This window comes from Plantactinospora sp. WMMB782 (assembly GCF_049179135.1).
Classification (GTDB): domain Bacteria; phylum Actinomycetota; class Actinomycetes; order Mycobacteriales; family Micromonosporaceae; genus Plantactinospora.
Window position 1 is genome coordinate 5,778,647 of the sequence record NZ_JBMHMC010000007.1, and the last position, 17,965, is coordinate 5,796,611.

General features: G+C 73.9%; 12 protein-coding genes. 4 read left to right on the forward strand and 8 right to left on the reverse strand.

What is annotated here, in order from left to right; translation table 11 throughout:
• Positions 1–8: 8 nt before the first annotated feature.
• From ACN28A_RS27850 to ACN28A_RS27870, 5 genes are all read right to left on the reverse strand, one after another.
• Positions 9–1,163 (reverse strand): DUF58 domain-containing protein, encoded by a 1,155-nt coding sequence (locus ACN28A_RS27850; RefSeq protein ID WP_421399869.1) that lies wholly within the window; start codon positions 1,161–1,163, stop codon positions 9–11.
• Positions 1,164–1,352: 189 nt separating this feature from the next.
• On the reverse strand, positions 1,353–2,345 hold the full coding sequence (locus ACN28A_RS27855; RefSeq protein ID WP_421399872.1) for an AAA family ATPase: 993 nt from the start codon (positions 2,343–2,345) through the stop codon (positions 1,353–1,355).
• A gap of 51 nt (positions 2,346–2,396) precedes the next feature.
• Positions 2,397–4,955, reverse strand: coding sequence for a fibronectin type III domain-containing protein (locus ACN28A_RS27860; protein ID WP_421404684.1), 2,559 nt, complete (start codon positions 4,953–4,955; stop codon positions 2,397–2,399).
• A gap of 351 nt (positions 4,956–5,306) precedes the next feature.
• Entirely contained in the window at positions 5,307–6,617 is a 1,311-nt protein-coding gene (locus tag ACN28A_RS27865) for a tetratricopeptide repeat protein (protein ID WP_421399874.1), read from the reverse strand.
• Between the two features lie 351 nt (positions 6,618–6,968).
• Positions 6,969–7,547 carry a hypothetical protein gene (locus ACN28A_RS27870; RefSeq protein WP_421399877.1) on the reverse strand — a complete coding sequence of 193 codons (579 nt, stop codon included), beginning with the start codon at positions 7,545–7,547 and terminating at the stop codon, positions 6,969–6,971.
• 388 nt (positions 7,548–7,935) lie between these two features.
• Between ACN28A_RS27870 and ACN28A_RS27875 the strand changes: the two genes are divergently transcribed.
• The 3 genes from ACN28A_RS27875 (at position 7,936) to ACN28A_RS27885 (ending at position 13,314) form a co-directional block, all read left to right on the forward strand.
• Positions 7,936–9,024 carry a toll/interleukin-1 receptor domain-containing protein gene (locus tag ACN28A_RS27875; protein WP_421399880.1) on the forward strand — a complete coding sequence of 363 codons (1,089 nt, stop codon included), beginning with the start codon at positions 7,936–7,938 and terminating at the stop codon, positions 9,022–9,024.
• A gap of 92 nt (positions 9,025–9,116) precedes the next feature.
• Positions 9,117–9,905 (forward strand): hypothetical protein, encoded by a 789-nt coding sequence (locus tag ACN28A_RS27880; protein ID WP_421399882.1) that lies wholly within the window; start codon positions 9,117–9,119, stop codon positions 9,903–9,905.
• Between the two features lie 367 nt (positions 9,906–10,272).
• Positions 10,273–13,314: a helix-turn-helix transcriptional regulator gene (locus ACN28A_RS27885; protein WP_421399885.1), complete on the forward strand. Its 3,042-nt coding sequence runs from the start codon at positions 10,273–10,275 to the stop codon at positions 13,312–13,314.
• Here ACN28A_RS27885 and ACN28A_RS27890 read toward each other — a convergent pair.
• Positions 13,292–13,750, reverse strand: a complete 459-nt coding sequence (locus ACN28A_RS27890; protein ID WP_421399888.1) for a cupin domain-containing protein — start codon at positions 13,748–13,750, stop codon at positions 13,292–13,294. The genes ACN28A_RS27885 and ACN28A_RS27890 overlap by 23 nt on opposite strands.
• Before the next feature lie 37 nt (positions 13,751–13,787).
• Between ACN28A_RS27890 and ACN28A_RS27895 the strand changes: the two genes are divergently transcribed.
• Positions 13,788–14,600: an AraC family transcriptional regulator gene (locus ACN28A_RS27895; RefSeq protein ID WP_421399890.1), complete on the forward strand. Its 813-nt coding sequence runs from the start codon at positions 13,788–13,790 to the stop codon at positions 14,598–14,600.
• Positions 14,601–14,630: 30 nt separating this feature from the next.
• Here ACN28A_RS27895 and ACN28A_RS27900 read toward each other — a convergent pair whose 3' ends face one another.
• Together ACN28A_RS27900 and ACN28A_RS27905 are read right to left on the reverse strand one after the other, a co-directional pair.
• Positions 14,631–15,440, reverse strand: coding sequence for a MerR family transcriptional regulator (locus ACN28A_RS27900; RefSeq protein WP_421399892.1), 810 nt, complete (start codon positions 15,438–15,440; stop codon positions 14,631–14,633).
• A gap of 133 nt (positions 15,441–15,573) precedes the next feature.
• Positions 15,574–17,955, reverse strand: coding sequence for an ATP-binding protein (locus ACN28A_RS27905; protein WP_421399895.1), 2,382 nt, complete (start codon positions 17,953–17,955; stop codon positions 15,574–15,576).
• Positions 17,956–17,965: the final 10 nt, after the last annotated feature.

The window sequence follows — 17,965 nt, forward strand, 5'->3', positions numbered from 1 at the left end:
CAGAACTCTCACCACCGGCGGACCCCGTCCCACTCGGCCGCGAACTCCGCACCGTCGGCCGCGTCGATCACCACCAGCCCGGAGGCACCGGACGCGGTCTGCCCGCCGGCCCCGAACACCCCGGCCAGCACCGACGGGTACGCCGGACGGAGTGCGCCGACGTAGCCGAGGTCGGCTGCCGCACCCGGTCCGGTGAGGAAGACCAGGGTGTCGCCGAGGCGTTCCTGCCGCAGCCGCAGCGTACTGGTGCGCAGCGGGTCACCTTCGGCACCCTGCACCCCGGGCACCAGGTCGGCGGCGGCGAGCCGGTCCAGGAACTCCCCGGAGCCGTCGGAGTCGGCGACCAGTAGCAGGGTCACCGGCAGGTCCTCCCGGCGGGCGGCCACCACCACCGAGGCGGCCGCCTCGCAGGCCGACTCGAACGTCTCGGCGACCCCGTCGACCCGCCCCGGATGGGCGCCGGCCCGGTTGTCCAGCAGTACGACGATCCGGGGCAGGCTGGTGTCCAGCTGCTCCTTGACCATCAACTCGCCGACCTTGGCACTGGTCCGCCAGTGCACCCGGCGCAGTTCGTCGCCGACGACGTACTCCCGGAGCGAGTCGAAGGTGATCGAACCCTGCGGTACCCTGTCGATCCGCCCGTCCATGCTCCGGGCCACCCCGGCGGGTACCGCGCCCAGCGGATGGATCCGGGGATGCACCCAGACCTGGGCGGTGTCGCCGTGCGAGCGGGCCACCGTGATCAGCCCGAGCGCGTCCCGCCCGGTGACCCGCAGCGGGCCGACGTCGATCACGCCGCGCCGGTCGGTCGGCACCGGGTAGCTGACCGTGGTGTCCCGTCCGGGGCGCAGCCGCAGCAGCGGCACCGGCACCGGGCGGCTGCCGCAGCGGTCCTCGGCGATCAGGTTGGCGGAGCGGAGCCGGGCGCTGTTGCGGACGGTGAGCGTCATGCTGGCCGGCTCGCCCCGAGCCACCCGGTCCGGGTCGGCGACCCGGGTGACGTCGAGCCGGGGCCGCCAGGCGGCGTTGCCGGCGGCGCAGCCCACCGCGATCGCGGCGGCGGTGCCGAGCAGGGCGAGTTCGGGATAGCCGAACCGGAAGCCGACGACGAGGAGGACGGCGGCGCCGACGAGCAGGCCGATACCGCGCGAGGTGACGGTCATGGCGCCGATGTCGTCGGGTACGGGCGGGCCGGGCGAGCGGTCAGCCAGGCCGGGCGGACGGTCAGCCGGGCCGGGCGAGCGGCGAGACGGGCCGAGCGAGCGGCCCGGCGGGCTGCGCGGGCTGCGCAGGCTGCGCGGGCTGGGCGGGCTGGGCGGGCTGCGCGGCCCGGGTGGGCCGGGCGGCGCACGTCAGGTGCCCGCCGGGGCCAACTGCCCCGAGGGCAGCGGCACCGGCACCGACGCGATCGCCTCGTTCAGCACCTCGGTCGCGGTGACGCCCCGGACCTGGGCGTCGGGGGAGAGCAGGATCCGGTGTGCGAAGACCGGCTCGGCGAGTGTCTTGAGGTCCTCGGGCATGATCCAGCCGCGCCCGTCGATCAGCGCGTACGCGCAGGCCGCCCGGGTCAGCGCGATCACGCCCCGGGGACTGACCCCGACCCGTACCTGTGGGTGGTTGCGGGTCGCCGCGGCGAGCCGGACCGCGTACGCGTAGAGCGGGTCGGCGATGTGCACCCGCTGCGCCATCCGGACCATCTCGCCGACCGTGGCGGTGTCGGTGACCGGCTCCAGCGCCTCCGGGGAGCGGACCGGGGCGCCGCGCAGCACCTCGATCTCGACCAGCTCGTCGGGATAGCCGACGGAGAGCTTCACCAGGAACCGGTCGAGCTGTGCCTCGGGAAGCCGGTAGGTGCCGTCCATCTCGACCGGGTTCTGGGTGGCGACCACCAGGAACGGCCGGGGGACCGGGTGCCGGACCCCGTCCACCGTGACGTTGCGCTCCTCCATCACCTCCAGCAGCGCCGACTGGGTCTTCGGGGAGGCCCGGTTGATCTCGTCGGCGATGACGATGTTGGCGAAGACCGGGCCGGGATGGAACTCGAAGCCCCGGCTGGCCTGGTTGAAGATGGTCACCCCGGAGACGTCGGCGGGAAGCAGGTCCGGGGTGAACTGGATGCGCCGCCACTGGCCGTGCACGGTCGCCGCGATCGCCCGGGCCAGGGTGGTCTTGCCCACCCCGGGCACGTCCTCCAGCAGGACGTGCCCCTGGGCGAAGAGCGCGGTGAGCGCCAGGCGGACCACGTGCGGCTTACCCAGTACCACCGAGTTGATGTTGTCGGCGATCCGGGCGGCCAGGTTGGCGAAGCCCTGCACGTGGTGCGGGGTGAGCGGCTCGTGGTTCACGTCGTGGTGCTCCCTGTTACCGGAGGTGCGCCCCGCTACCGGGTGAGACGGTCAGCAGGTGGGCAGGACGTTGATATTGTCGCCCCCTTCGAGGTTGAGCCAGGCGAACGGGATGTACGGCTTGCCGCCGTCCCACTCGATCCGGACCCACCAGGTGCTGCGCTTCTCGTCGTTGTAGACGTAGGCGTAGACCTCCTCGCCGGACTTCTTGCAGAGCGCCTTGATCCGGGTGCCCGGCCTCGCCCAGCCGACCTGGCGGTCGTCGTCCTGCTGGGTCACCGAGAAGATCTCGTTGCCGTTGCGGCCCGGCCCGTCGGAGTTGCAGTACGTCCGCTGGTCGCCGGAGGAACCGTTGTTGCAGGTCGCGATGCCGTAGACGGCCGCGGTCGCCTTGCTGACGTCGTCGGTGCCGTTGCCGGCCGCGTTCGTCGCCGTCACCTTGAAGCTGTAGCTCGTGCCCGGGGTCAGCCCGGTGACCCGGATGCTGGAGCAGTTGCCGTTCACCTTCGCCCGCCCGGACGGGGTCACCGAACAGGACGGCTGGCCGCCACCGGCGTTCACTGTGAAGTTGACGGTCACCGAGGTGGCGTCGGCGCTGGTGCCGGTGATGGTGACCTTCGGCGCCGCCACCGTGCTGGCGGTGTCGGTGGCGGCGGCCCCGGGCCCGGCCTCGTTCACCGCCTGCACCCGGACGGTGACGTTCTGGCCGTCACCCAGTCCTCCCACGGTCGCCTGGGTGTCGGTCACCTCGCTGGCCCTGCCGCCCGCCTCGACCCGGTACTTCGTGATCGGCCGGCCGTTGTCGGCGGGCGGGTTCCACCGCACCGAGATGGTGCCACGCGACCCGGCGACCGTGCTGGCCTGGAGGCCGACCGGTGCCGCCGGGGTGCTGAACGGCACCACACTGTTGCTGGCCGGCGAGGCGGCCGAGCCGGCGCCCTTCTCGTTGATCGAGACGACCGTGAAGGCGTACTGGTTGCCGTAGTCGAGTTCGCCGGCCGGGATCACCAGCTCGGTCTTGGTCGACTCGCCGACCGGGGCGTTGGCGCCGGCCGAGATGGCGGTCACGGCGTACTTGTTGATTTTGTAGCCCTGGCCGTTGGCGGCCGGCCACTTGACCAGCACGGTACCGTCCGGCCGCTCCTCGGCGGTGACGCTGGCCGGCGGATCCGGCACCTCGGAGGTGGGCACCACCGGGTTGCTCCGCTTCGCCGGGCCGGCGCCCTTGGCGTTCACCGCGTGCACCGCGAACCGGTAGGTCTCGCCGTTGGTCAGACCGGTCACCTCAAGCGAGCGCTGGTTGGCGCCCACCTCGAAGGTCCGGTCCGCGCCCTGCACCACGTATCGGGTGATGGCGGCACCGTTCGCGGCGGCCGGTCGCCAGCTCACCCGGGCCCGGGAGTTGCCGGCCGCCGCGGTCACCGACTTCGGCGCACTCGGCTTGCTGACCACCGGCTTCGGCGGCGGCGGCGGAGCCGGCGGGTCCGGCGGCGGGTCGCCACCGAGCACGTCGTTGGCGTACTTGTTGACGTCCTTGACCCGGTGCTTGTCGTCGATGACCCGGGCGACGGCGGAGTTCGGCGCGTTGATGAAGAGGTGGTTCTCCCGCACCTCCAGCTCCAGCGGGCCGTTGGCGCCCGGGATCTCGATCTTCTCCAGCAGCTTTCCGGCGGCGTCGAACGAGTAGACCGTCCCGGTGTCCGCGTCTGCGCAGTAGAACCGGTCCGCCCAGGCGACGGCGGGGCTCAGCCGGGTGCCGCCACCGGGCACCTTGAACTGCTGCCCGACGGCGCCGTTGTCGGCCACCACGATGTTGCGGTCGTCGAGCACGGTCACCGGGACCCGCAGGCCGGTGGTCCGTGGCGGCATGTCGCCAGGGCCGGTCAGCGGCAGCTTCACCGGCTGCTTCGCGTCGCCGCGCAGCGTGGTGAGCGTGCTCGTGGTCCGATCCAGCACCGCCACGCCGTCGTCCAGGGTGGAGATGGTCAGGTCGTGGCTCGGATCGGCGACCGCGTCGTTGAAGACCTGCTCAGGGCTGGCGCTGCCGCCGGTACCGCCGCTGTCGGATTCCGGCAGCGTGGCGGCGGTGACCGCGGAGACCGTCCCCTCGCTGGGCACGGCGACCCAGAGCCGCCCCTTGCCGTCGAACTGGCCCCCGGTGATGCCCGGCGGATAGTTGATCTGCTCGCCGACCGGGGCCAGCGACCTGGGGTCGAGCTGGCGGACGACGCCCTGCACCGCGTCGACCACGAACGCCGCGTCCTCGTGCAGGGCCACGTTGACCCCGAGCCCGGCGGTGGTCTTGGTGGTCGCGATGATCTGTAGCGTGGCCAGGTCGAGCGAGCTGATCTGGCCGGTGTTCAGGTCGCGCAGGATGAGCAGCCGGTCGGTCTGCGCGACCTGCATCTGGTGGTTGCGGCCCTGCGGGACCTGCACCCGGGTGTCGACCCGGCCGGTCACCCCGTTCACCCGGGCCAGCTCGCTCTTGGTCGTGCTCCAGAGCCACGAGCTGGCGTCGAAGCTGGCCACGGCGTTGTCGGCGGCGCCCAGGCCGAGCACGGTGAGCCCCATCGCGGCGGCCAGCGCCGCCACCGTGGCCACGGTGACCAGCCCACCCCGGAGCCGGGAGCGGCGGCGGGCCGGGGGCGCGACCGGCGCGACCCCGCCGGGGTCGACACCGCCGCTGCCGTCACTGCCTGTCAAGCCGTTGCCTGTGGTGACCACAGCCGGCCGCCTCCCCACCCCGTGAGCGGTCGTGTCCGACCGCCTTCGTCAGCGAATCTTTCCCGAAACCGCGTGCCATCATAGGGCCCGTGCTTTGCCGGTGGGTACCCGGAACGTGCCGTTGTGGACGGACGCGGCGCGAATTGTGGACAACTACCGCCGGTCGCCACCGTCTCCGCAGGTCGGTGCGGTAGGCCGAGGCAGGTGGGCGGGATCGGAACGGTTGTCGAATCGTGATCAGCCCGGCGTCGGTCCGGCAGCGTCCCGCTTGGTGCAGGCAAGATCCGACGGGGCGAATTCGTTTGTCGAATAGACGGCGAGTACGGAGAAGCAGTAATCGAGCTTGGGGTTGACGGCGTTCACCTTGTAGGTGGTCTCGCCGGGACTGAGCGTCATCATCGGCTTGGTCTGCTGGCCGGCCCGGGCGCCCGCGACGACGAACGGCACCGTCCCGCCGCTCGGATCGGTCCACGAGATGGTGATGGCGGTGCCCTCGTCGCGCAACTTCACGTCGGTCGGCGGCTCGCCCGCGACCACCGGCTCGGCACGCTCGTCGGTCGGGCCCTGCTCCGGCGACCCGCTCTTGTCCAGCACGACCGCGACCACCACCACGATCGCGGCGACCACCGCGGCCGCCGCGGCGATCGCGGCGGCGACCGTCGAACCACGACCCCGGTTCGGTTCCGCGACAGGTGCCGCTGCCGGTGCCGCGGGCGTCGGGGTCGGCATGACCACCGGGTACGGCTCGACCTGGCCGCCCGACTGCGCGGAGTACGGCGGGTACGTCGACGACGTCCGCTCGGCGCCCGGGGCGTACGCGGAGGGGGGCGGCTCGGCCGGCCGGCCCGGCACCTCGACGGCCGGTGCGTACGCCGCCGAGGTGCCGGCCGACGGGAACATTCCATTGCCGACCGGTGGCGCCGACTGCGGTGGCATGGCCGGTGGAGCGGACTGGGGTGGCATGGCCGGTGGCGCCGACTGCGGCGGTGCGAACGGCGGCGCGGACGGTTGTGCCGGTGGCGCGGAGAGCTGTGCCGGTGGCGCGGAGAACTGTGCGGGCGGCGCGGAGAGCTGTGCCGGTGGTGCCGACAGTTGCCCGGCTGGTTCCGCCGGGCCGCCGGGCGCCTCGCCGAGGTAGTCGCGGGCCGCCCGGACCTGCCAGTGGTCGTCGCCGAGCACCCCGGGCCCGAGCGAGGCGACCCGACCGAAGTTGCGGCGTGCCTCGTGCCGGTTGCCCAGCTCCTCGGCGACGGCACCGAGTTCGAAGCTGAGCGCCAGCATCAGCGGGTCGGCGTCGCCCCACCGGCGCTGGCCGTCCAGAATCGCCTCTTCGAGCAGCCGCCGGGCCGCCGCCGGGTCGTCGGCCTCCCGCTGCCACCGGGCCAGCACCTGCACGGTGCCGAGCACCTCCGGATGGTCCTTGCCGTACGCGGGTCGGGCCGCCTCGAGCGCCTGGGCTAGCAGCCGCCGGGCGCCCGGGTCGTCACCCCCGTCGCGGAGCGCGCGGGCGCGGGCTTGCACGGCGGTGAGTTGTGGAGGCTGGGACACGCCCGCCATGCTGCCCTCTCGACCCGGGGCCGCGCCAGCCGGACCGGTGCTCGCGCCCCACCGGATCGATCGGGTGCCGTCCGGCGCACCGACCCGGACAACCTCGTTGACCAGGGCTGACGGGGCCGTCCAGCGGTCCTGGTCGGCGTTTGCCGCGATCCGGGCCCGAGGTCCGGGTTCCCGACAGGGAGCGACGGAACACCGGCAGGCCGAGCGGCGACGGCGGAGCACAGACCCGCACGCACCCGCACACGTCGGGCGTACCGGATCATCCGTGGTGCTCCGGTGCCGGTGGGGCCGGTGCGTCCGCGCCGGGTCCCACCGGCAGGTCCCCCGGTCGGCGACGTCGGCTCAGCGGCTCTGCAGGGCGTCCAGACCGACCGCCATCGCGATCACCAGTCGGCGGTCGAGCTGCGGCAGGTGGATGTCGACCACGTACCGGTCGCGCAGACCCCACTTCTTGATGACCGAGAACGCGAGCTGGTCGCCGATGGTGAAGTCGAAGTGGTACGGCAGCCAGGACAGCGAGTCGACGAACCGGCGCAGCAGCGCGACCGGCAGGCTGCGCTCCTGGCCGGTGGCCTGTCCGAGGCCCGGCTGCTCGACGTGCCAGGTCGAGCGGAGCAGCGACGCCTTGAAGTCCTTGCGGAACAGCCCGATCGGAGCGCCCGCCGCGTCGGTGACGTCGTACGTCGCGCCGAGGTCCATCACCTGACGGGCCTTGAAGCCCAGCACCGGCCGCTGCTTGGTGTCGTCCGTGTAGAGCGTCACCTGCTCCTTGAAGGCCATCCGCTTCTGCTGGGCGAAGGCCAGCAGTTCCCCCTCGGAGCCGTCCGGGTTGACCGCGTGCACCTCGTACTGGTTGACCATCATCCGGATCCGCTGCCGGATGTGGAACTGGCGCTGGGACTGGAGAACATCGAGCTGCATGGGCGGAGTTCCTTATTCTCTGGGGGTGTCCGGCCTGGTCACGGCCGGGGACTGGCTGTCCGGTGGCGCAGCCTCGGAGTGTGGCACAGCGGCGCGACACTCGCGCCCCCGGTCAGCAGGCTACCCCGTCACCCGCGCCGCACAGGCGTGACGCCTCGAGGTCGACGACCCGTCGGTGGTCGGCCCGGACCAGGTTCCGTCGCTGCGACGCACGCGGTGACGAATGAGGTGGTACGTCCGACAAGCGGCGTCCGGTCGACTGGTCGGGCAGTGAATCGGCGACGGTCGTGCCAGTGGTTCGCATCGACGCGGCGCCCGGTGGACTGCTTGGATGGGGCGTCGATGCGATCCCGTTCGGCAGTGGGGGCCGAGGAGAGGGAGCAGGGGCATGACCCGAGAGGACCGTTGGGACTTCTTCATCGCGTACGCCGCCGCGGACCGGACCGCCGCCGAGGAGCTGTACGACCTGCTCAGTCCCGCCTTCCGGGTCTTCCTCGACCACCGCAGCCTGCGGCCCGGCGACGACTGGGACGACCGGCTGCCCGCCGCGCAGCGAGGGGCGGCGATAACCCTGGTGCTGATCTCCGGTCGCACCGACCGCGCCTACTACCAGCGGGAGGAGATCGCCCAGGCCGTCGAGTTGTCCCGCCGCGAGGACGCCGCGCACCGGGTCGTGCCGATCCTGCTGGACGGCGCGCCGGGTGCCGCCGGACTGCCGTACGGCCTGCGGCTCAAACAGGCCGTCCCGGTCACCGCCGCCGGCGGTCTGCCGCAGGTCGCGCAGCGGCTCGGGCAGACCCTCCGGCACCGCCTCGCGCTGCCGCCGGCGGAACTGCTGCGCCGGTACGAGGAGCGGACGGTGGTCGAGCGGGCCGTCCGGCTGGTACCCCGGGACAGCTTCGACCCGGCCGGGCAACTCGGCCTCGCCACCCGCAGGTACGTCTTCGTCGGCGACCACGACGAGCAGCGGCACCGCACGCTGCGGCAGATCCTCGGCAACCTCTGGATCGGGGACGCGTTCGAGCAGGTCGACAACTCCAACGGGCCCTGGCTGGCCCTCACCTTCGAGCTCGGCGAGCTGAACCGCCGCAAGATGGACCTGCTGCCGGCCACCTGGAAGGCGGCGTTCCGGATCCTCTCCGATCCGACCCGGGCCGGTTGCTTCGAGGCGACCGACGAGGAACGCACCCTGCTCGGCCGCCCGCCCCGGAACTACTACTCCGACGACCAGCAGGCGTGGTATTCGAGCTGCACCACCCGGGAGCGCCGGTACACCCCGTGGGGTCCGGACTACTTCATCCGGGAGGTGCTGGGGATCAGCTGGCTCTGCTTCACCGGTACCGGGATCACCCAGGGTGCCCGGCAGTCGAGCGGGCTGCCGTCGCGGGTCTTCTTCGTCCGGAACCTGCCGCTGCACAGCATCGACTACCGGGTGCAGGACCTGGGCGTACCCGACGACGACATCGTGCTGGACTGAACGGACCCCCGACCCTTGGTTCGGTGGCCGGCGACGGGATTGGAAGCCTCCGGTACGGGTACCCGCGGATCTCCTAGTACGGAGGTTGGCAGATGTCGGAGCGGCATACGGTACTGCGCTCGATGCACGATCTCGGCCTCGCTGCCTGGTTCGGTGGCTCTCTGATGGGGGCGATCGGGGTCAACGGCGCGGCGGCGAAGGTGAGCGACTCGCGTCAGCGGCTGGGGGTCGCCTCGGCCGGCTGGGCCAGATGGACACCGGTGAACGCGGCGGCGATCGGCACCCACGTGGCCGGCGCCGCCGGTGAACTGATCACCGAGAGTCCACGAATGCTCGTGCAGGCCGGGGTGGGTCGGATGAGCGCCGTCAAGACCGGGCTGACGGTGGCGGCGCTGGCGGCAACCGGCTACAGCCGGATGCTCGGCATGCAGTTGGAGAAGAGCAGCGAGGCGCCGGTCGCGGCGACGACGGCCCCGCAGAACGGCACACCCGCCGGTGTCGCGGCCCGGCAGCGGCAGTTGCGGGTGTTGCAGTGGGTCATCCCGGCCCTGACCGGCGGGCTGATCGTGGTCACCGCGCTCGCCGGTGAGCAGCAGAAACCCGGCCAGGTGGTGCAGGGCATGTTGCGCCGGGTGAACGGGATCAGCCGGCAGACCAGGAACGTCCGCGGCATGGCCGGCAAGGGCATGCGCGGGATGGCCGGCAGGGGCATGCGCGGGATGAGCGGCGGTGGCATGGCCGGCAGGGGCGTGCGCCAGTTGATCGGCAGGCGGATGCCCGACATGACCGGCGGGGGCGTGCGGAGGATCGCCAGCAGGGCGCTGCCGGGGATGGCCGGCATGCGCCTGGCCCGAAGCGCCGTAGCCAGGTTCCGCCGCTGACGGTCCTACCCGCGGGACCGACGCGTCCCGTAGCGCGGGACGGAGGCACCGGATTCCGGGCACCGGAGCCGGCACCATCCGCGATTCCGCCCGCCCTGCCGGGCGCCGGAAAGCGGCCCGTGAACGTGCCGGCCGATCCCGTCGGCCCGCCCGCCCGACCGTTGCCACCTGCGAGAACGCCTCCCGCGTCGGCCCTGGCGCGGTGCGTGCCGGCCATATGCTCCCGGCCCCGTGGTGTCAATGGACTGATTCCGTGGTGTCAATGGACTGATTACCGCCCACAGTTCGGCCCGATCTACTCTGGCCGGGACGACGGTCTACGCGGTTACCTCGGACCAGGATCAACGCACGTCCTGGAGGTCCCCGGGTGCCGGTCAGATCGCCGTCGGAGCCGACGGCCGTAGCGCGTTCCGGGCAGCCGCACGCCGGTGCCGCCGTCCTGGTCGGGCGCGACGCCGAGCTGGCCCGGATGGCGGCGCTGCTCGACTCCGACCGGTCGCGACCCCGCTTCCTCGTGCTGGACGGTGAACCGGGGATCGGCAAGAGCCGGCTCGTCGCCGAGTTCGCCGAGCTGGCCGGCGAGCGGGGACGTACCGTGCTGCTCGGCCGGGCCACCGAGTTCGAGCGCTCGTTACCGTACGGCGTGCTGCTGGACGCGCTGGCCGGCGTACCCGACCATCGGGCCGACCTGCACGCGCTGCTGGACAGCCTCCCGGTGGCCGACCCCGGCGCACCGGGGCCGGCCACCGCGGCGGTCGAGCGGCACCGGCGGCACCGGCGCTTGCGCGGCCTGGTCACCGCCGCCGCCCGTCCCGGCGGAGCGTTGCTGGTCTGCGACGACGTGCAGTGGGCCGACGACGCCTCCGTCGAGTTCCTCGGCTATCTGCTGCGGCATCCGCCGGACGCCCGGATGACTGTGGTGCTGGCGTTCCGGTCGGAGCAGTGCCCGCCGAGACTGGCCGAGGAACTCGCCCACCTGGCGCCGCTGCCCGACCGGCTCCGGCTCGCCCCGCTGACCGGCGCCGACCTGGACCGGCTGCTGCCGGCCGAGCCGGCGTCCCGACGCCGGCTGCTGCACCAGGTGAGCGGCGGCAACCCGCTCTACCTGGAACTGCTCGCCGGCACGTCGACGCAGGTCCTCGGCGCGCTGCGCCGTGGCGACTTCCCGGACGAGCCGGTGACCGACGCGCTGCACGGCGCGATGGCGGCCGAGGTCCGGGGCCTGGGCCCGACCGAACGGCTGGTGCTCCAGGCCACCGCGGTGGTCGGACCCGGGCTCGACATCGGCACCGTCGCCGCGGCGGCCGGGCTCGACCCGCAGCGCACCACCACCGCCCTGGACGCGCTGGTCGCGCGCGACCTGCTCCGCCAGGTCGGTGCGGAGCTGGACTTCCGGCACTCGCTGGTGCGGGCGGTCGCGTACTGGCTGGCCGGTCCGGCCTGGCGGCTGGCCGCCCACCGCCGGGCCGCGGCCCACCTGGAACGCGCCGGCGCCCCGCTGACGCTTCGGGCCCACCACCTCGGCAAGGCGATCCAGCCCGGGGACGAGGCCGCCGCCGAGGTGCTCGCCACGGCCGCGACGACCACGATGGGTACGGCGCCGAGCACCAGCGCCGGCTGGCTGCGGGTCGCCCTCGCCGCGCTGCCGGACGGCCCCGACCGGGCGGACCGCCGGGCCGAGCTGCGGCTGCTCTTCGCCAAGGCGCTCGGGGTGACCGGCCAGTTCGACGAGGCACGGACCGTACTGCACGATCTCGTCGCGGTCGCCGGCCCGCACCGGCACGCGGCGGTCGAACAGCTCGCCGTGCTGGAACGGCTGGCCGGCCGGCTCGACGTCGCCAACGCGCTGCTCAGCACCGAGCTGGACCGGCTCGGCACCACCGGTACGCCGCAGGCGATGCTGCGGCTGGAACTCGCGGTCACCGAGATGCTGGCCGGCCGGTGGCGGACCGGCTCCCGGCACGCCCGCCGGACCATGGACCGGGCCCGGCAGGACGGCCACCAGGGAATCGAGGCGGCCGCGAGCACGGTACTGGCCGCCTGCGCGGTCGCCCGGGAACCGCTGCCCACCGCCCGGCTGCGGGTCTCCTACGCCGCCCGGCTGATCGACGCGCTCGGCGACGTCGCGCTCCGGGACGAGCTGGGCGCGATCGCCCTGCTCGCCTGGATCGAGACGATGCTGGACCGGGTCACCGACGGGCTGGCGCACGTGGAGCGGGGCATCGAGGTCGGGCTGCGGTACGGCCGTATCCACGTACATCCGCTGCTCTACGCGGCCCGCTCGGTGCTCTACGGCACGGTGGGCCGGGTCGACGACGCGCTGCGCGACGCCGAGGAGGCCGAGGAGATCGCCAGGTGGCAGGGCGGGACCGAGGCGGCGACGCTGGCAGCCGCCGTCCGGCTCCGGCCGCTGCTCTGGCTCGCCGGCCCGGACGCCGTACGCCCGGTCCTGGACCGGCTGCGCGGCGGCGCCGCCGCCCGCTCCACTCTGTACCGGGCGGTGGCCCGGATGCACCTGGCCGAGGCCGGCGCGGCGGTCGGCGACCACACGGGCTGCCCGGAGCTGCTGGCCGACGCGGAGACGTACCGCTGCCTCGGTCCGGCCGAGGCGAACGTCCTCCTGGTCCGGGCGCTCGCCGCCGCCACGCCCGATCGGCCCGGAGCGACCGGCGGTGGGCCGGTAGCCGGCTGGCCGACCGGCGGTGCACCGGCCGGTGACGGTCCGGCAGCTGGCGGACTGGGAGGCGGTCCGGCAGTTGGCGGGCTGGTAGGCGGTCCGGCAGTTGGCGGGGCGGCGGGTGGTGGGTCGGCCGGGATACCGGCACCGGCCCGGCGGTGGCTTGCCCGGGCCGCCGGTGCCGCCGGTGACCTGCCCGGCCGGCTCGGCCTGGTCGGCACGGCCGGTGCGGCGCTGGCCCTGGCGCACGGCGCCCCGGGCGACGCCGTCGCGCGGGTGACACCGGCCGTCGAACAGCTCGGCGCGGCCGGTATGCCGGTGGCCGAGGGACAGGCCCGGATGGTGCTCGCCGAGGCGCTGGCGGCGACCGGGGATCCGCAGTCGGCCCGGGAACAGCTCGGCCGGGCCAAGCAGCTCTTCGCGGCCAGCGGCGCCCGCTGGCTGGCCGGGCAGGCGGACCGGGCGCAGCGCCGTTTGGCCGCCCGGCTGTCCCGGCCGGGCGGGACAGCCGGCGGAGCCGATGCGGCGCCGGATCCGGCCCACCCGTTGACGCTGCTCACCGCGCGGGAACGCGAGGTCGCCGAGCTGACGGTCACCGGCGCCACCTCCCGGGTGATCGCCCGGCAGCTCCAGATCAGCCCGCGTACCGTCGACGCGCACCTGATGCGGATCTACCGAAAGCTCGGGGTGACCTCCCGGACCGCCCTGGTCAGTCTGCTGGCCCGGGGTTGACCGGATCGGCCAGCGCCTCGGCGGCCCGGGTCAGCGGCCCGCCGGCCGTACCGGTGTTGAGCGTCCCGGCCGGTTCGACGAGCAGGATCGCGGTCTCCTCGTCCGCCACCGGGCAGTGCTCGACGTCGCGGGGCACCACGAACAGCTCACCGGGACCGAGGACCACGTCCCCGTCGCGCATCCTGATGGTCAGTCGTCCGCTGATCACCAGGAAGAACTCGTCGGTCTCCGGATGGCGGTGCCAGACGAACTCGCCCTTCAGCTTGGCTATCTTGATCTCGTAGTCGTTGAGGTCGGCCACCTTCTTCTGCGCCCAGAGTTCGGTGAACCGGCCGAGCCGTTCGGCGAGGTTGACAGGTACGGGAAACTCGGCCACGCGTACGCCCTTCGACGATTCGGGTCGGGGCACGCTCACCGCCGCCCCGGCCGCCAGCATCCCTCGGCGCTCCGTAGCTGTCTTGTACGTTCCTGACATGGCAGCGCAGCGGGCCGGTACGACGATCAACGCCTGGCGACCGAGGGTGCCGGGAATCGCCGAGGTCTTCCATGCGCGCTTCGCCGAGCACGCCTATCCGGCGCACACCCACGACACCTGGGATCTGATGATCCTCGACGGCGGGGCGGTCGACTTCGCCCTCGACCGGCACCAGCACGGGGTGCTGGCCGGCAGCACCGTACTGCTGCCGCCCGGCGTCACCCACGACGGCCGCAGCGCCACCCCGGCCGGCTTCCGCAAGCGGGTGCTCTATCTCGACACGACAGTACTTCCGGAGCGGCTGGTCGGCAGCGCGGTGGACGGCCCGGTCCTGCACGACGACCTGCTGCGGCACCGGATCCACCAGTTGCACACCGCGCTGGCGCATCCCGGCGACACGTTCGAGGCCGAGTCCCGGCTCGCCCTGATCCGGGACCGGCTGCACGGGCACCTCGACGCGCTCCGGGCCGGCACCCGGAGCAGCCGGTCGGACCGGCTGGCCGCCCGGCTGCGAGAGCTGCTGGATGCCAGGATTTCGGTCGGGATCTCGCTGCGGGAGGCGGCGGCGATCCTGGACGCCCATCCCAGCCACCTGATCCGGTGCTTCACCCGCAGCTACGGGCTGCCGCCGCACGCCTACCTGACCGGCCGGCGCCTCGACCGGGCCCGCCGGTTGCTGCTGGCGGGCCAGCGACCGGCCAGCGTGGCGGTGGCGGTGGGCTTCCACGACCAGGCACACCTGCACCGGCACTTCGTCCGGCACCTCGGCACCACCCCGGGCCGCTACGCCGGCCGGAACGCCACCGGCTGAGTGGTCCTACCGAGCGCCGACGCCGGACGGTCAGCGGTCGCGCCCGGCTCCGTCGGAGCTGGCGGTGTCGGCTCCGGTGGGAACGGCGTTGACGGCTCCGTTGGTGCTGGCGGTGTCGGCTCCGGTGGCGGTGTCGGCTCCGGTGGCGGTGCAGGAGTTCTCCGCCACCACCCGGAACGCCTCGCTGAGCAGCCGGGCCAGGCTCTGGGCCAGCGCCGCCGTCTCGTGGTCGGGCTGCTGCCAGGACGTCACGGAAGTGCGGCGCAGCTGTGACAGCCGGCTGCCGGCGGCCGGCACCAGTTCGTCGGTGACCGGGCGGAGCCGGTCGAGCAGCTCGCCGAGCAGCCGCAGCGCGGCCAGCACCGGCACCCCGGCCTGGTGCAGGTCGAGCGCCGGTTGCACCGCCCGGGGGCGGATGGCGGTGACCGAGCCGTCCTCGGCGCGGGTCAGTACGCCGTGCCGGGCGAGGCTGTGCAGCAGGGCGGGGTGTTCGGCCGCCAGCCGGTTCAGCGCGGCGGTCAGCGGTTCGGCGGCCGGCGCCGCCGGATGGCGTACCCCGAGCATCGCCTCGATGGCGACCAGGTTGAAGCCCTGCCGTTGCAGCGACTTGATGCTCTCCAGCCGGCGTACGTGCCCGGGGCCGTAGTAGGCGGTCCGGCCGGACCGGGTGGGCGGCGCGAGCAGACCGCGGGCCTGGTGCGCCCGGATGTTGCGCGGTGACATCCCGACCAACCGGGCCAGGCTGTCGATTGTGTACCGCGTGGTCGCCGGGCCGACGGACCGCGTGGTCGCCGGTGCCGGGCCGGCGCGGTCGCCGAGCTGGGGCACAGTCACCGTCACGGCCTCTCCTCACGTCCTGGGGCGATTCGAACCTACCGATGCGACCCGGGGCGGGGTATTGGTGAAATTACTGCCGTCGCCGGCTGCCGCACGGCTGGCGGCGGCAGCCCGGGGACGAGGAAAGAGAGCCGGGTCAGCGCCCCGGTGCCCGGCCGACCCGGTCGAGGCGGGCCTTCACCTGCTCGGCGTCCGGGTGGTCCAGGTCGTCCAGGATGTCGAGCGCCCGGTGCCAGGTGTCCGAGGCGGCGTCCAGGTCACCGATCGCCGACTGGGTGTCGCCGAGCCGGGTCAGCAGGTCCGCCTCCTGGTAGCGGTGCCCGAGTTCCCGCCAGAGCGCGTACGAGTGCTGGTACGACTCGGCCGCCTCCCGGTACCGGCCGAGCTCGTGCTGGGCATGCCCGAGGCTGTCCCAGGCGTCGGCGGCACCGAACCGGTCGTCGAGTTCCAACAGCACGTCGAGGGCCTGCCGGCAGTACTCGACGCCCTCCTCGTGGTGCCCGAGCCAACTCAGGCACCAGCCGATGTTGTTCAGCGCCCGCCCCTGCCCGGAGCGGCTGCCGGCGGCGGTGAACAGGTCGAGGGCCGACCGGCTGTGCCGGAGCGCGTCGGGGTAGCGGTTCTGCCGGACCGCGATCCAGCACATGTCGAACTCGATCCGGCCCTGTCCGAGCCGGTCGGCGGCGAGCCGGTAGAACTCACCCGCGGTGTCCAACTGGCGCACCGCCAGTTCGATCCGTCCGAGGTGGACCAGCGCCCGGCCCAGACTCCGCCGGGCGTGCGCCTCCTCCGCCGGGTCGGCCAGCCGCTGGGCCGCCGCCACCGCGAGTTCCTGCACGGCCGCCCACCGGTGCCAGTGCCCCCGGCGTTCGAGCGCGTGTGCCATGGTGCGGGTCAGCCGGCACAGCTGCCGGTCGAGCCGGGCGGTCGCGGCCTCCTCGGCGGTGGCCAGCAACGCCGGCAGTTCGAGGTCGAACCAGGCCAGCGCGGCGCCGTGGTCGGCGATCCGTCCAGGTGTGACGCCGGGCGAGGCGGCCAGCAGCGGGATCGGGTCGCGGTGCGGGTCCAGCCGCCGGTCGGCGGCGTGCGCGGTGTGCAGGTAGTGGTCGAGTACCCGTCGGCTCGCCGCCCGGCGTTCGGCCTCCGGGTCGACCGCGACGGTCAGCTCGGCGGCGTAGGCGACCAGCAGGTCGTGACAGGCGTACCGGCCGGGACCGTGCTCGGCGACCAGGTTGGCGTCGGTCAGCTCGGCGAGCAGCGGCCGGACCTCGCCCGGCGGCAGCCCGGCGAGGCTGGCCACCGCCGGTGTCCCGACGCTGGGCCCGGGGTGCAGGGCGAGCAGCCGGAACAGCCGGGCGGTCGCCGGACCGAGCGCCCGGTAGGACCAGGAGAAGACCGCGCGTACGTCGGAGGCCGGATCGCTGCCGGTGAACGCCGCCAGCCCACCCCGCGCCTCGCCGAGTTCGGCGGCGAGCGCGCCGAGGGCGAATCCGGGGTTCAGCGCGGCCCGGGCCGCGACGATCGCCAGCCCCAGCGGCAGCCGGCTGCACGCGTCGACGATGTCGTCCACCGCCCGCGGCTCGGCCGCCACCCGCTCGGCGCCGATCCGTGCGGCCAGCAGTTGTCGGGCCTCGGCCCGGCTGAGCAGGTCCAGCACGATCGGCCGGGCACCTCCGGTGCTGACCAGCCCGGCAAGCTGGTTGCGGCTGGTCACCAGCACCCGGCAGGCGGGGCCGCCGGGCAGCAGCGGGCGTACCTGGTCGGCGTCCCGGGCGTTGTCGAGCACCACCAGGGTGTGCCGTTCGGCGAGCAGGCCCCGGTAGAGCGCCGCCTGCCCGTCCAGGGTGGCCGGGATCCGCTGTGGTGGCACCCCGAGCGCGTCCAGTAGCGCGCGGATGGCCTCGGCCGGCGCCACCGGCGACCCGGTCGGGTCGAAGCCGCGCAGGTTGAGATAGAGCTGTCCGTCGGCGAACCGGTCGGTGACCCGGTGCGCCCAGTGCAGCGCCAGCGCGGTCTTGCCGACCCCGGCCGTGCCGGAGACGGCGGTGACCAGCGCCACCGGGGCGGCCGGGTCGGCCTCCAGCAGCCGGTCGAGTTCGGCGAGCTGGCTGGCCCGGCCGGTGAAGCCGGGTACGGTCGGCGGAAGCTGGCGTGGGGACGCCACGGCCGGGGTGACCGGCTCGGCCGGGCCGGCGGCGGGTCGGCGGCGCTCCTCGACCCGGTCCCGGGCGGTGGCCAGGGCGCCCTGCTCGGCGGGGGTGGCCCCGAGCAACCTGATCAGGATGTCGAACCGGTCGGTCGGCGGCAGTACCCGGCCGGCGAAGTACTCGCCGAGGATCCCCCGGGACCAGCCGGTCTTGGCCGCCAGTTCACGGTAGGTGAGCGGGCTCGCCCCCTCCAGCCGGGCCTCCCGACGGCGCAGGTGTCGCAGCAGCGCGGCCAGTTCGGCGACGGTCTGGACCCGGGCCATCTCCCGGTGCGACAGTCCCGGCGATCGCTCGCCCGACCAGTCGGTCACGCATCCTCCA

Coding starts and splice junctions, on each gene's coding strand:
- ACN28A_RS27880 (WP_421399882.1), top strand. CDS start 9,117: ATGTCGGAGCGGCATACGGTACTGCGCTCGATGCACGATCTCGGCCTC.
- ACN28A_RS27890 (WP_421399888.1), bottom strand. CDS start 13,750: ATGCTGGCGGCCGGGGCGGCGGTGAGCGTGCCCCGACCCGAATCGTCG.
- ACN28A_RS27895 (WP_421399890.1), top strand. CDS start 13,788: ATGGCAGCGCAGCGGGCCGGTACGACGATCAACGCCTGGCGACCGAGG.
- ACN28A_RS27875 (WP_421399880.1), top strand. CDS start 7,936: ATGACCCGAGAGGACCGTTGGGACTTCTTCATCGCGTACGCCGCCGCG.
- ACN28A_RS27850 (WP_421399869.1), bottom strand. CDS start 1,163: ATGACCGTCACCTCGCGCGGTATCGGCCTGCTCGTCGGCGCCGCCGTC.
- ACN28A_RS27870 (WP_421399877.1), bottom strand. CDS start 7,547: ATGCAGCTCGATGTTCTCCAGTCCCAGCGCCAGTTCCACATCCGGCAG.